The sequence below is a fragment of the Thermus sp. CCB_US3_UF1 genome, from assembly GCF_000236585.1.
Taxonomy (GTDB): domain Bacteria; phylum Deinococcota; class Deinococci; order Deinococcales; family Thermaceae; genus Thermus.
In genome coordinates, this window is sequence record NC_017278.1 from 980922 (window position 1) to 992673 (window position 11752).

Consider the following 11752-nt stretch of genomic DNA (forward strand, 5'->3'; position numbering starts at 1 on the left):
GCCATGACCCAGGCCCTTCCCCTGGCCCTGAGGCGGAGCCTGGTCTTCGCCTGGCTCCTCCTCCTCCTGGGCCTGGCCCTGGTCCTAGGGGTGGCCTTGGGGGCGGTGAGCCTCCCCCCCCAGGAGGTGCTCCGGGCCCTTCTGGGCCAGGGGGAAAACCCCATCGTCACCGAGATGCGCCTGCCCCGGGTCCTGGGGGGGATGCTGGTGGGGGCGGCCTTGGGGGTGGCGGGGGCGGCTTTCCAGGGCCTCTTCCGCAACCCCCTGGCCGACCCTTACCTCATGGGTTCGGCCGCAGGGGCGGCCTTCGCCGTGGCCCTCCTGGCGGCCCTCCTGGGTGGGCTTTCCCCCGCTTTTGCCCAGCACGCCGTCTTCCAGTCCCTGCCCCTTTCCGCCACCCTTTTCGGTTTCCTTGGGGCCCTTCTGGCCACGCTTCTCACCCTCCTCCTGGCTGGGGGTGTGGCCAGGACGGGGGAGCTGGTCCTGGCGGGGGTGGTGGTGGGGAGCGTTCTCACCGGGGCCACCACCTACCTGATGCTGCAGGACGCGGACCGGGTGCGGGCCGTCTTCGCCTACACCCTGGGCAACCTGGCCTTCGTGGGCTGGCCGGGGGTCAAGGCCTTGGCCTTCTTCCTGGCCTTGGCCCTGCCTTGCCTTTTCCTCCTGGGCCGGGTCCTCAACGCCCTCCAGCTGGGGGAGGAGACGGCCAAGAGCCTGGGGCTTCCCCTGGAGGCCCTGAAGCTTCTGCTCCTCATGGCCTCGAGCCTCCTCACCGCGGCGGCCGTGGCCCAGGCGGGGATCATCGGCTTCGTGGGCCTGGTCACCCCCCACGTCCTGAGGCGGCTTCTGGGGGAGGACTACCGCCTCCTCCTGCCCGCCAGCGCCCTGGGGGGGGCGGTCCTCCTCTCCCTGGCCGACCTCCTGGCCCGCACCCTCACCCGGCCCGCGGAGCTCCCCGTGGGGGTGGTGACCACCCTGCTGGGCGGGCCCTTCTTCCTCTACCTGATGTGGAGGCGGCGTGGCCGGGCTTGAGGCCAAGGGCATCTGGGGCCCCTTCGCCCTCTTGGGGGTGGACCTGGCCCTAAGGCCAGGGGAGTGGCTGGCCCTCCTTGGCCCCAACGGCTCGGGCAAGAGCACCCTGCTTCGGGTGATGGCGGGCCTCCTCCGGCCCAAGGCGGGGGAGGTCTTCCTGGAGGGCCGTACCCTTCGGGCCTACGGGAGCTACCGCCGGGGCCAGCTTCTCGCCTACCTGCCCCAAAGCGGCCCCTACCCGGAAGGCCTCCTGGTGGAGGAGGTGGTGCGCCTAGGCCGGCTTCCCCACCTAGGGCTTTGGGGGCGGGAGACCCGGGAGGACCGGGAGGCCGTGGCCTGGGCCCTGGAGGTGACGGGGACCCTTTCCTTCCGCCACCGCCCCCTCGGCACCCTTTCCGGGGGGGAGCGCCAACGGGTCCTCCTGGCCCGGGCCCTGGCGGCCAGGCCCCGCTACCTCCTCCTGGACGAGCCCACCACCTTCTTGGACCTCGAGCACCAAGGGGAGGTGGTGGCCCTGCTCCAGGGCCTGGCCCGGCTGGGGGTGGGGGTGCTCTCCGTCCTCCACGACCCCAACCAGGCGGCCCTGGCCCACCGGGTGGCGGTCCTGAAAGGGGGAAGGCTTCTTGCCGAGGGGGGGCCTGGGGAGGTGCTCAGCGAGGCCTTTTTGAAAAGCCTCTACGGCCCCCGGGTTCGGGTGGCCCACCTGGAGGGGAGGCCCCATGTCTACCTGGACGGATAGGGCCCGGCTTTACGTGCGGGGCCGGGCCTTTTTGCTGGACTTGGGGGAAGAGGTGGAGTTCTACACGGAAAGCGGCCCAAGGCGGGCCCGCTACTTCCTGGTGGGGCGGATCTCCCCCCCGGAGCGCCTCCGCCTGGGCCTTCCCCGGGAGGGGGTGCTCCACTACCCCCTGGCGGTGGACCCCTTGGCCTTTGAGTGGGAGGGGGAGACCCTGGTCCTGCCAGGCTTGCGGGTCTACCTGGGGGGGCCGCCCCCCTTTGTGGAAACCCCCTATTACGCCTGGCGCTGGCCCCGCTTGACGGAGGGGGGGGCGGAGGGGTAGGGTGCCCTTACCGACCGTTCGGTCGTGAGGAGGTGCGCGGTGCGGCTCAAGGACAAGGTGATCCTCATCACCGGGGCGGCCCACGGGATTGGCCGGGCCACCCTGGAGCTTTTTGCCCGGGAGGGGGCGAGGCTCATCGCCTGCGACCTGGAGGAAGGCCCCCTGGGGGAGGCGGCCTCGGCCACGGGGGCCATGCCCCTGGTGATGGACGTGGCCGATCCCACCTCGGTGGAGGGGGGCTTCCGGGAGGCCCTGGCCGCCTTTGGCCGCCTGGACGGGGTGGTGCACTATGCGGGCATCACCCGGGACAACTTCCACTGGAAGATGCCCCTGGAGGACTGGGAGGCGGTCCTCCGGGTGAACCTCACGGGGAGTTTTCTGGTGGCCCGGGCGGCGAGCGAGGCCATGCGGGAGCGGAACCCGGGGAGCATCGTGCTCACGGCGAGCCGGGTGTACCTGGGGAACCTGGGGCAGGCCAACTACGCGGCCTCCAAGGCGGGGGTGGTGGGGCTTATGCGGACCCTGGCCCTGGAGCTTGGGCGGTGGGGGATCCGGGTGAACGCCCTGGCCCCGGGGTTTATTGAGACGCGGATGACGGCCAAGGTGCCGGAGAAGGTGCGGGAGAAGGCCATTGCGGCCACGCCCTTGGGGCGGGCGGGGAAGCCTTTGGAGGTGGCCTATGCCGCCCTGTTCCTGGTTTCCGAGGAGTCCAGCTTCATCACCGGCCAGGTCCTCTTCGTGGATGGGGGGCGGTCCATCGGGGCCGCCCCGGCCTAGGGCCATGGGCTTTGCCAGGCTGGACGCCTACCTGCGGGGCCTGGTGGCTGAGGGCTTGCTGCCCGGCTTCGTGGCCCTGGTGGCCCGGGAAGGGGAGGTGGCCTACCTGGGGGTAGGGGGGTACCTGGACCCGGAGAAGGGCCTTCCCATGCGGGAGGATGCCCTTTTTCGCCTCTACTCCATGACCAAGCCCTGGGTTTCCGCCCTGGCCCTCACCTTTGTGGAGGAGGGGGTCCTTTCCCTCCAGGACCCGGTGGAGAAGTACCTGCCGGAGCTGGCCGGGCTTAGGGTGGGGCGGGAGGTGGGGGAGGAGGTGGTTTGGGAGCCCTTGCGCCGCCCCCTTACCCTTTACGAGCTCCTGCGCCACACCGCCGGCCTCCCCTACGGGGTCTTTTTCCCCTCCCCGGTGCGGCGGCTTTACCTGGAAGCGGGGGTGGAGCGCTTTGACCTCTCGCGGGAGGCTTTTTTGGCGGGCCTTTCCCGGCTTCCCCTCCGCTTCCAGCCGGGGGAGGCCTTTGAGTACGGCTTGGCCACCGATGTCCTGGGCCACCTCCTCGAGGCCCTTTCCGGCAAGAGCCTGGAGGCCCTTTTGCGGGAGCGGGTCTTCGGCCCCTTGGGCATGGAGGATGCGGGCTTCTGGGCCAAGGACCCGGCCCGCCTGGCCCAACCCTTCCCTCAGGACCCGGAAACGGGCAAGCGCATCCGCCTCATCCCCGTGGAAGCCCCTCCCCCCCGGTACGCCGGGGGCCTAGGGGGGGTGGGGACGGCGGGGGACTACTTCCGCTTCCTCGAGGCCCTGCGCCGGGGCCAGGGCCTCCTCCACCCCCGCCTGGCCCGGCTGATGACCGCAGACCACCTGGGCCCCCTCTATGGGGAGGGGCTCCGCCGCGGCCCCGAGTACCTGCCCGGCCCCGGCTACGGTTTCGGCCTGGGGGTGGCGGTGCGCCTGGGGGAGGGGGGTCTGGCCCCGGGAAGCCCGGGGGACTGGTACTGGTGGGGGTTTGGCGGCACCCACTTCCTGGTGGACCCCAGCCTGGGCCTCACCGCCCTCCTCCTCACCCAGGCCCCCAACCTCCTTTCCCTCGCCCGCCCCGAAAAAGCCCTCCACTCCCGCCTGGGCCAGCGGCTGGGCCTGGCCTTCCGCACCCTGGTCTACGGGGCTTTGGCCTGAAGGGCCGCCTCCACCCGCCTTAGGGCCTCGGGGATCTCCTCGTCCCTCAGGTCGCGGTGGGTGACGAAGCGTACCCTTCCCCCCACGGCCCCGGCCAGGACCCCGTGGGCCCGGAGCCTTGCCAGGAAGCCTTGGGGGTCTTTGACCCGGGCGTAGACCATGTTGGTCTGCACCGCCTGGGGGTCCACCTCGAGGCCCAGGCGGAGGAGGCCCTGGGCCAGGGCCCGGGCCAGGGCGTGGTCCCGCTCCAGGTGCTTGGGCCCCTCGTTCAGGGCCAACAGGCCCGCCGCCGCCAACACCCCCGCCTGCCGCCACCCCCCGCCCAGGAGCCTGCGGTAGCGGCGGGCCTCGGGGAGGAGGGCCTTGGGCAGGAGGAGGAGGCTCCCCACCGGGGCCCCCAGGCCCTTGGAGAGGGAGACCGTCACCGTGGCGAAGCCTCGGGCCAGGCGGGCGGCCTCCACCCCGAGGAAGGTGGCGGCGTTGAAGAGGCGGGCCCCGTCCAGGTGGGTGGGGAGGCGGTGGGCCTGGGCCAGGCGGAGGAAGGCTTCCTGGACCTCTAGGGGCACCACGGTACCCCCGGCCAGGTTGTGGGTGTTCTCCAGGGCCAGAAGCCCCGTGGGGGCCTGGAAGGGGCCCGGGCGCAGGGCGCCCTGCAGGGCCTCCAGGTCGGGAACCCCGTAAGGGGCGGGCACGGGGCGGACCAGGGCCCCGGCCAGGAGGGCCGGGGCCCCGAGCTCGTACTCGTAGAGGTGGGCCCCTTCGGGGACCACCACCTCCGCCCCCCGGGGGAGGTGGAGGAGGAGGGCCACCTGGTTGGCCATGGTGCCCGTGGGCAGGAAGAGGGCGCTTTCCAGGCCCAGCATCTCCGCCGCTAGGGCCTCCAGGCGGTTCACCGTGGGGTCTTCCCCGTAGACGTCGTCCCCCACCTCCGCCTCGGCCATGGCCCGGCGCATGGCCGGGGTGGGCCGGGTGAGGGTGTCGCTCCGCAGGTCTATGGGCCGCATGCTGCCTCCACCCCCACGGCCTGGGCCAGCTCTAGGGGCAGGAGGAGGACCTCCCCTTTGAGCTCAATCCGCACCCCTCCCGCCTTCTCCAGCACCCGCAAGGGGGTACCCGGGACCAGGCCCAGCCGGGAAAGGAGGTTCAGGGTGCCCTGGTCCTGGGCCAGGGCCCGCACCACCCGCACCTCCGCCAGGGGGGCCTCGGCCAGGGGCAGGGTGGATTGGGGGGGGAGGGCCAGATCCTTGGTGGGGATGGGGTCCCCGTGGGGGTCAAAGGGGGGGTGGCCGAGAAGCTCGGCGATCCGCTCCTCAAAGGCCTCGCTGATCACGTGCTCCAGGCGTTCGGCCTCCTGGTGTACCTCCTCCCAGCCGTACCCCAGGGCCCGGTGGAGGTAGGCCTCCAGGAGGCGGTGGTGGCGCAGGACCTCGAGGGCCACCCGCTGCCCGGCCTCCGTGAGCCGGGCTCCCCGGTAGGGGAGGTGTTCCACCAGGCCCAAGGCGGCCAGCTTCTTCAGCATCCCCGTGGCCGAGGGGGGCCGGACCCCAAGCCGTTCCGCCAGGGCCTGGGTGGGGACGGCCCCTCCCAGGGCTTCCTGGAGGAGGAAAAGCTGCTTGAGGTAGTCCTCCTGGGCTTCGGAAAGGGGCGGACGGGCCATCCCCCTCAAGGTAGCATGGGGGCATGGACCTCACCCACTACCCCTACCCTTCCCGCCGCTTCGTGGTCCTGGGGCGGCGGGGGGTGGTGGCCACGAGCCAGCCCCTGGCGGCCCTGGCGGGGATGGAGATGCTCCTCAAGGGGGGAAGCGCGGTGGACGCGGCCATCGCCATGGCCGCCTGCCTCACGGTGGTGGAGCCCACCGCCAACGGGATCGGGGGGGACCTCTTTGCCCAGGTGTGGGACGGGAAGCTCCATGGCCTGAACGCTTCGGGGAAAAGCCCCCTGGCCCTTTCCCCGGAGCGGCTTCCCCAGGGCAGGATGCCCGAGAGGGGCTGGCTTCCCGTGACCGTGCCGGGGGCGATTTCGGGGTGGCGGGCCCTGCACGGGCGCTGGGGCCGGCTTCCCTTTGCCGAGGTCCTGGCCCCGGCCATCCGCTACGCGGAGGAGGGCTTCCCCGTGGGGCCGGAGACGGCCCGGGCCTGGCGGCGGGCGGAAGGGGTGTACCTGCCCCTTAGGGGCCCCGAGTTTGCCGCCTTCCAGGAGGTTTTTTTCCCCGGGGGGCGGGCGCCTAGGGCGGGGGAGGTGTGGCGGAGCCCCCTGCACGCCAAGACCCTGAAGGAGATCGCGGAGAGCCACGGGGAAAGCCTCTACCGGGGGGCTTTGGCCGAGGCCCTGGCCCGGTTCAGCGAGGCCACGGGGGGCCTCCTCACCCTGGAAGACCTGAAGGCCCACACCCCGGAATGGGTGGAACCCCTTTCCCTGGAGTACAAGGGCCTCACGGTGCACGAGCTGCCCCCCAATGGCCAGGGGGTGGCGGTCCTTTTGGCCCTGGCCATCCTGGAGGGGTTCAGCCTCAAGCCCGAGGACCCCTGGAGCTACCACCTGCAGGTGGAGGCCATGCGCCTGGCCTTGGCCGATGCCTTCCGGCACGTGGCCGACCCCCGGTACGCGGAGGTTCCTCCCCAGGCCTTTCTCTCCCGGGCCTACGCGGCGGAGAGGCGGCGGCTCATAGGGGAGGGGGCCCTGCCCTCGGTGCTTCCTGGTCTTAGGCCGGAGGGGACGGTCTACCTGGCGGCGGCGGACGGGGAGGTGATGGTTTCCCTGATCCAGTCCAACTACCAGGGGTTTGGGGCGGGGGTGCTGGTGCCGGGGACGGGGATCGCCCTGCACAACCGGGGGCTGGGGTTCAGCCTGGAGCCAGGGCACCCCAACCGGGTAGGGCCGGGGAAACGGCCCTACCACACCATCATCCCCGGGTTTCTCACCCGGGAGGGGAAGCCCTTGGGCCCCTTCGGGGTCATGGGGGGGTTTATGCAGCCCCAGGGGCACGTGCAGGTGGTGGTGGGCCTGGCGGACTTTGGGCTCAACCCGCAGGCGGCCCTGGACCGGCCCCGGTGGCAGGTGGTGCCGGGGCGGGAGGGGGACGAGGTGGCCCTGGAGCCGGGGGTGGCGCAGGCGGTGGCCCTGTTCCTGAAGGACCTGGGGCACCGGGTGCGGTACGAGGCGGAGCCGGGGTTTTTTGGCCGGGGCCAGGCCATTCTGCGCCAGGGGGAGGCCCTGGTGGGGGCCAGCGACCCCCGGGCCGAGGGGCTGGCCTTGGCCCTCTAGAGGAGGCTCCCCGCCCAGGGGGGTGGTCCCAGGCCCAGGAGGCGCTTGAGGCCCAAGGCCGCCTCCACCCCTTGGGTGCCGTAGTTGTTGTTGAAGGTGACGTAGACGGTTTCCGCCCGCGCCGCCAGGGTACGGGTGGCCTCGGCCAGGTCTTCCAGCTCCTCCTCCGAGTAGCGCCAGTTGAAGCGCTCGTAGGCTTTGCGGTGGGGGCCCTTCCAGGCTTCGGCGTTGCGGCCATGGCAGCGGAGGACGGCCACGGGGTGGGTGGGTTCCAGCACCCGGGGCGGGGCCTCGGGGTGGGGTGGGGCGTCCACGCTCACGTGGACCAGGCCCAGCCGCTCCAGCTCCCGCTTCACGAAGCCCCAGGCCACGTACCACCTAGGGTTGCGGAACTCCACGGCCACCAGGTAGCCCTGGGTTCTTTCCGCCAGGCGTTCCAGGTACTGGAAGCTGCGGGGTTTGGGTTCGGTCCACGGAGGGAGGCCAAAGTGCAGGTAGCCCAGTTTGCCCGCCTCCCGCAAGGGGGTGAGGGCGGCGAAGAAGCGCCGCCAGGCCTCCTCCACCACCTCCTCGGGCACCTCCCGCTGGGGGAGGTGGCCCTCCTTCGTGGGGAGGAGGGCCCTCAGGTCCTTGGGAAGGGTTTGGGCCTCGAGGCCGTGGCCGGTGAAGGCGGAGTAGGCCTTCACGTGGAAGAGGAAGCCCTCCGGGGTCCTCGCCGCCCACTTGGCCACCACCTCGAGGCGGGGCAGGGCGTAAAAGGTGCTGTCCACCTCCACGGTGTCCAGGTGTTCCGCGTAGTAGCGGAGGCGCCTTTCCGGGTGGTGGCGCACCGCGGGCGGGTACCAGCCAGAGGCCAGGAGGGTCTCGTCCGTCCAGCTGGCGGTGCCCACGCGGATGGGCATGGTGCCCTTAGTGTACGGGCGGCCCGGGTAGGATGGAAAACATGCCTTCCGCTTGGCCAAAACCCAGGGTGGTGGTGAGCGCCTGCTTGGGCTTCGCCGCCGTGCGCTACTCGGGGGAGCTCATCCCCGACCGGGTGGTGCGGGCCCTAGGGGCCCACGTGGACTTCGTGCCCGTCTGTCCCGAGGTGGAGATCGGCCTAGGGGTGCCCCGGCCCACGGTGCGCCTGGTGCGGGGAGGGGAGGGGGTGCGGATGCTCCAGCCCAGCACCGGGGAAGACCTCACGGGGCGGATGGCCGCCTTCAGCGGGGCTTTCCTCCAGGGCCTGGGGAGGGTGGAGGGGTTCATCCTGAAAAACCGCTCCCCCTCCTGCGCCCTCAAAGACGCTAAGGTCTACGCCCCAGGGGGCGGGGTGGTGGGGCGCGGGCCGGGCCTTTTCGCCCAGGCGGTGGAGGAGGCCTTTCCCTTGCTTCCCAAGGAGGACGAGGGGCGGCTCACCAGCGCCCAGGTCCGCGCCCACTTCTTCACCCGTATCTTCGGCCTGGCCCGCCTGCGGATAGTCCAGGACCTACCCGGGCTCATGGCCTTTCATGCCCGCTACAAGCTCCTCCTCGCCGCCTACCACCAAGGGGAGGCCCGGGCCTTGGGCCGCCTCCTGGCCGGGGCCAAGGGGAGGCCTTTTGCCGAGGTGCGCCGGGCCTACGAGGAGGGGTTTTTGCGGGCCACCCGGCTTCCCTTCCGCCAGGGCCCCATGACGGATGCCCTTCTCCACGCCTTTGGCCACTTCAAGCGCCACCTTAGCCCCCGGGAGAAGGCCCATTTTTTGGACATACTCCATGACTTCCGCGAGGAGAGGGTTTCCCTCGAGGCCCCCCTGGCCCTCCTCCAATCCTGGGCCTTGCGCTTTGGCGAGGCCTACCTCGAGGGCCAGGCCCTCTTCGCCCCCTACCCCCGGCCCCTCATGGACCTCAAGACCTCCTAAAGGGGCTCAACCCGCCCCCGGGCTTCCTTGGGGGTGCGGGCCCCGATGGCGAAGAGGGCGGTGCGCATCTCCCACAGGTAGTCCTCCAGGTAGGCCTTCACCGCCTCAGCGCCCTCGAGGGCCGGCCTGAGGAGGGGCCTGGCCACCGCCACCAGGTCGGCTCCCAGGGCCAGGGCCTTCACCGCCGCCGTGCCCGTGTAGACCCCCCCGGAGGCGATGAGGGGCAGGTGGGGCAGGACCTCCCGCACCTCCAGGATGGCCTGGGCCGTGGGGATGCCCACCTCGCAAAGCTCCGGGTGGCGCACCTGGCCGAAGCGCACCCACTCCTCCACCCGGGCCCAGCTGGTCCCCCCGGCCCCGGCCACGTCCACCGCCGCCAGGGGAAGCCCCTTCAGGGCCAGGGCCGCCTCCCGGGAAAGCCCGTGCCCCACCTCCTTCACCAGGACCGGGAAGGGGAGGGGAAGGAGGCGTTCCAACCTGGCAAGGAGCCCGCGGAAGTCGGTGTCCCCCTTCTGCACCGCCTCCTGTAGGGGGTTGATGTGGAGGGCCAGGGCGTCGGCCTGGAGCATTTCCACCAGGCGCAGGAGGTCCTCCCGCCCGTAGCGGCTGAGTTGGACCAGGCCCAGATTGGCGATGAGGAGCACCTTGGGGGCCACCCGGCGCACCTGGAAGCTCCGCAGGGCCTCGGGCCTCTCCAGGAGGATCCTACCTGAGCCCAACATCATCCCCACCCCCAGGGCCTCGGCGGCCTCGGCCAGGGCCAGGTTGATCCCCTCCCCCCTTTCCTCCCCCCCCGTCATGGCCCCGACGAGGAAGGGGGCTTTTAGGGTCTTGCCCAGGAAGGGGGTGGTGAGGTCCACCTCCCCCAGGGCCAGGCCTGCCAGGGCCTGGTAGCGGAGACGGTAGGCCTCGAGGCCGGTGGTGGTCCTCTGGTAGGCCACCTCCCCTTCCAGGCAGGCCTGGAGGTGCTTCCGCTTCCGCTCCAGGGTGCTCAAGCCTTGGCCTCCAGAAGCCCCTTGGGGGCCCTTTCCAGGCCCAGGTCGTGGGCGATGAGCCTAGCGGTCATCTTGGCCGACATCATCACGCTGGGAAGCCCCGCCCCCGGCTGGTAGCTCTGGCCCACCAGGTAAAGCCCCTTCACGTCCTCGGAGCGGTTGTGGGGGCGGAAGCTGGCTGTCTGCCACAGCACGGGCTCAGGGCCGAAGGCGTTGCCCAGGTGGCTGTTTAGGGTCCACTGGAAGTAGTCGGGGGTGACGAAGTGGGCGTAGACAAGCCGCTCCCTAAGGCCTGGGAGGTAGCCGGCCTCGTCCAGGTACCCCAGGGCCTTTTCCAGGTACCTGGGCCCCAAGGCGCGCCAGTCCAGGCCGCTTCCGTTGTGGGGCACGGGCACCAGGGTGTAGGCGGCGTGGTGCCCCGGGGGGGCCAGGGAGGGGTCGGTGAGGGTGGGGAGGTGGAGGTAGTGGGCGAAGTCCTCAGGGAGGACCTTGCGCTGGAAGATGTCCTGGAGGAGCCCCTCGTAGCGCTCGGAGAGGAGGACGTTGTGGTGCCTAAGCCGATGGCCCTCATCCCCCTGAGCCCGGAAGCCGAAGTAGGCCACGAAAAGGCTCATGGAAAGCCGGGTGCGCCTAAGCCGCCAGTCCCCGTGCCAGAACCGGTCCTCGGGGGCCAAAAGCTCCCCGTAGGTGTGCACGTAGTCGGCGTTGGAGACCACCAGGTCCGCGTCCAGGCGCTCCCCGCTTTCCAGGACCACCCCCACCACCTTCCCCTTCCGGGTGAGGATGCGGCGCACGGGGGCCTGGTAGCGGATCTCCCCCCCTAGCTCCAAAAGCTTCCGCACCAGCCCCTCTACCAGGGCCCCCGTCCCCCCCATGGCGAAGTGGACCCCCCAGGTGCGCTCCACGAAGTGGATCATGGCGTAGATGGCGGGCACGCTTAAGGGGTTTCCCCCGATGAGGAGGCTTTCAAAGGAGAAGACCCGGCGCATCTTGGGGTTTTGGAAGTACTTGCGCACGAAGGCGAAAAGGGGGCGGACCGCGTCCAGCCTGAGGAGGTCCGGGGCCACGCGGAGGAGGTCTAAAACGCTCCCGAAGTGGGTGAAGCCCAGCTCCAAAAACCCCCGCCGGAAGATGGCCCGGGCGTCCCGCTCAAAGCGCAGGTAGCCCTCCAGGTCCTCAGGGGCCAGGCGGCGGATCTCGGAAAGGAGGTGCTCCCGGTCGTCCTTGTAGTCAAAGTGGGTGCCGTCGGGGAAGTGGATGCGGTAGAAGGGGTCCAGGGGCACCAGCTTCACGTAGCGCTCCGTGTGCTTAAGCCCCTCCTCTTGGGGGAAGTCCGGGTAGAGCCGGGGGTCCCCGGGGCGGGTGGCGAAAAGGTCTTCCAGAAAGGCGGGCACGGTGATCACCGTGGGGCCCATATCGAAGGTGAAGCCTTCCGCCCGGTGCACCCGGGCCCGGCCCCCGGGGCCGTCCAGCTTTTCCAGGACCAGGACCTTCAGGCCCATGGCCGCCAGGCGGATGGCGGCGGAAAGCCCACCTACCCCGCTGCCGATGACGATGGCGCGCATGC

The 11752-nt window shown here is 71.1% G+C and carries 12 protein-coding genes; 7 read left to right on the forward strand and 5 right to left on the reverse strand.

The window, feature by feature from the left end:
* Positions 1-3: 3 nt before the first annotated feature.
* The 5 genes from TCCBUS3UF1_RS04905 to TCCBUS3UF1_RS04925 are packed head-to-tail and all read left to right on the forward strand — an operon-like array spanning position 4 to position 4041.
* On the forward strand, positions 4-1032 hold the full coding sequence (locus TCCBUS3UF1_RS04905; protein ID WP_014515402.1) for an iron ABC transporter permease: 1029 nt from the start codon (positions 4-6) through the stop codon (positions 1030-1032).
* The gene (locus TCCBUS3UF1_RS04910; protein ID WP_014515403.1) at positions 1019-1771 is read left to right on the forward strand and encodes an ABC transporter ATP-binding protein; all 753 of its coding nucleotides are present in this window, start codon (positions 1019-1021) and stop codon (positions 1769-1771) included. Before TCCBUS3UF1_RS04905 ends, TCCBUS3UF1_RS04910 begins: the two co-directional genes overlap by 14 nt.
* Positions 1752-2093 (forward strand): hypothetical protein, encoded by a 342-nt coding sequence (locus TCCBUS3UF1_RS04915; RefSeq protein WP_014515404.1) that lies wholly within the window; start codon positions 1752-1754, stop codon positions 2091-2093. Before TCCBUS3UF1_RS04910 ends, TCCBUS3UF1_RS04915 begins: the two co-directional genes overlap by 20 nt.
* A 39-nt stretch (positions 2094-2132) precedes the next feature.
* Positions 2133-2870 (forward strand): SDR family oxidoreductase, encoded by a 738-nt coding sequence (locus TCCBUS3UF1_RS04920; RefSeq protein ID WP_014515405.1) that lies wholly within the window; start codon positions 2133-2135, stop codon positions 2868-2870.
* A 4-nt stretch (positions 2871-2874) separates the two neighbouring features.
* Positions 2875-4041, forward strand: coding sequence for a serine hydrolase (locus TCCBUS3UF1_RS04925; protein WP_014515406.1), 1167 nt, complete (start codon positions 2875-2877; stop codon positions 4039-4041).
* Here the strand turns inward: TCCBUS3UF1_RS04925 and TCCBUS3UF1_RS04930 are convergent.
* Positions 4023-5045 carry a low specificity L-threonine aldolase gene (locus TCCBUS3UF1_RS04930; RefSeq protein ID WP_014515407.1) on the reverse strand — a complete coding sequence of 341 codons (1023 nt, stop codon included), beginning with the start codon at positions 5043-5045 and terminating at the stop codon, positions 4023-4025. The genes TCCBUS3UF1_RS04925 and TCCBUS3UF1_RS04930 overlap by 19 nt on opposite strands.
* Positions 5033-5698: a manganese-dependent transcriptional regulator MntR gene (gene mntR / locus TCCBUS3UF1_RS04935; protein ID WP_014515408.1), complete on the reverse strand. Its 666-nt coding sequence runs from the start codon at positions 5696-5698 to the stop codon at positions 5033-5035. Before mntR ends, TCCBUS3UF1_RS04930 begins: the two co-directional genes overlap by 13 nt.
* A gap of 23 nt (positions 5699-5721) precedes the next feature.
* Here mntR and TCCBUS3UF1_RS04940 point away from each other — a divergent pair, with 23 nt between their 5' ends.
* The gene (locus tag TCCBUS3UF1_RS04940; RefSeq protein WP_014515409.1) at positions 5722-7308 is read left to right on the forward strand and encodes a gamma-glutamyltransferase family protein; all 1587 of its coding nucleotides are present in this window, start codon (positions 5722-5724) and stop codon (positions 7306-7308) included.
* On the opposite strand, the gene TCCBUS3UF1_RS04945 is transcribed toward TCCBUS3UF1_RS04940, so the two are convergent.
* A complete protein-coding gene (locus TCCBUS3UF1_RS04945) occupies positions 7305-8210 on the reverse strand; it encodes a DUF72 domain-containing protein (protein WP_014515410.1) in 906 nt (301 codons plus the stop codon). The two genes, TCCBUS3UF1_RS04940 and TCCBUS3UF1_RS04945, sit on opposite strands and share 4 nt — an antisense overlap.
* Positions 8211-8251: 41 nt before the next feature.
* Here TCCBUS3UF1_RS04945 and TCCBUS3UF1_RS04950 point away from each other — a divergent pair, with 41 nt between their 5' ends.
* Positions 8252-9190 (forward strand): DUF523 and DUF1722 domain-containing protein, encoded by a 939-nt coding sequence (locus tag TCCBUS3UF1_RS04950; protein WP_014515411.1) that lies wholly within the window; start codon positions 8252-8254, stop codon positions 9188-9190.
* On the opposite strand, the gene fni is transcribed toward TCCBUS3UF1_RS04950, so the two are convergent.
* Both fni and crtI read right to left on the reverse strand, forming a co-directional pair.
* On the reverse strand, positions 9187-10185 hold the full coding sequence (gene fni / locus TCCBUS3UF1_RS04955) for a type 2 isopentenyl-diphosphate Delta-isomerase (protein WP_014515412.1): 999 nt from the start codon (positions 10183-10185) through the stop codon (positions 9187-9189). The two genes, TCCBUS3UF1_RS04950 and fni, sit on opposite strands and share 4 nt — an antisense overlap.
* Positions 10182-11750, reverse strand: a complete 1569-nt coding sequence (gene crtI / locus TCCBUS3UF1_RS04960; protein ID WP_014515413.1) for a phytoene desaturase family protein — start codon at positions 11748-11750, stop codon at positions 10182-10184. The genes fni and crtI overlap by 4 nt, the downstream gene beginning before the upstream one ends.
* Between the last annotated feature and the right edge of the window lie 2 nt (positions 11751-11752).

Bases quoted from the DNA above. Each gene is read 5' to 3' on its own strand.
- TCCBUS3UF1_RS04925 (WP_014515406.1), top strand. From the start codon at position 2,875: ATGGGCTTTGCCAGGCTGGACGCCTACCTGCGGGGCCTGGTGGCTGAG.
- mntR (WP_014515408.1), bottom strand. From the start codon at position 5,698: ATGGCCCGTCCGCCCCTTTCCGAAGCCCAGGAGGACTACCTCAAGCAG.
- TCCBUS3UF1_RS04905 (WP_014515402.1), top strand. From the start codon at position 4: ATGACCCAGGCCCTTCCCCTGGCCCTGAGGCGGAGCCTGGTCTTCGCC.
- TCCBUS3UF1_RS04930 (WP_014515407.1), bottom strand. From the start codon at position 5,045: ATGCGGCCCATAGACCTGCGGAGCGACACCCTCACCCGGCCCACCCCG.
- TCCBUS3UF1_RS04945 (WP_014515410.1), bottom strand. From the start codon at position 8,210: ATGCCCATCCGCGTGGGCACCGCCAGCTGGACGGACGAGACCCTCCTG.
- TCCBUS3UF1_RS04940 (WP_014515409.1), top strand. From the start codon at position 5,722: ATGGACCTCACCCACTACCCCTACCCTTCCCGCCGCTTCGTGGTCCTG.
- TCCBUS3UF1_RS04950 (WP_014515411.1), top strand. From the start codon at position 8,252: ATGCCTTCCGCTTGGCCAAAACCCAGGGTGGTGGTGAGCGCCTGCTTG.
- crtI (WP_014515413.1), bottom strand. From the start codon at position 11,750: ATGCGCGCCATCGTCATCGGCAGCGGGGTAGGTGGGCTTTCCGCCGCC.
- TCCBUS3UF1_RS04915 (WP_014515404.1), top strand. From the start codon at position 1,752: ATGTCTACCTGGACGGATAGGGCCCGGCTTTACGTGCGGGGCCGGGCC.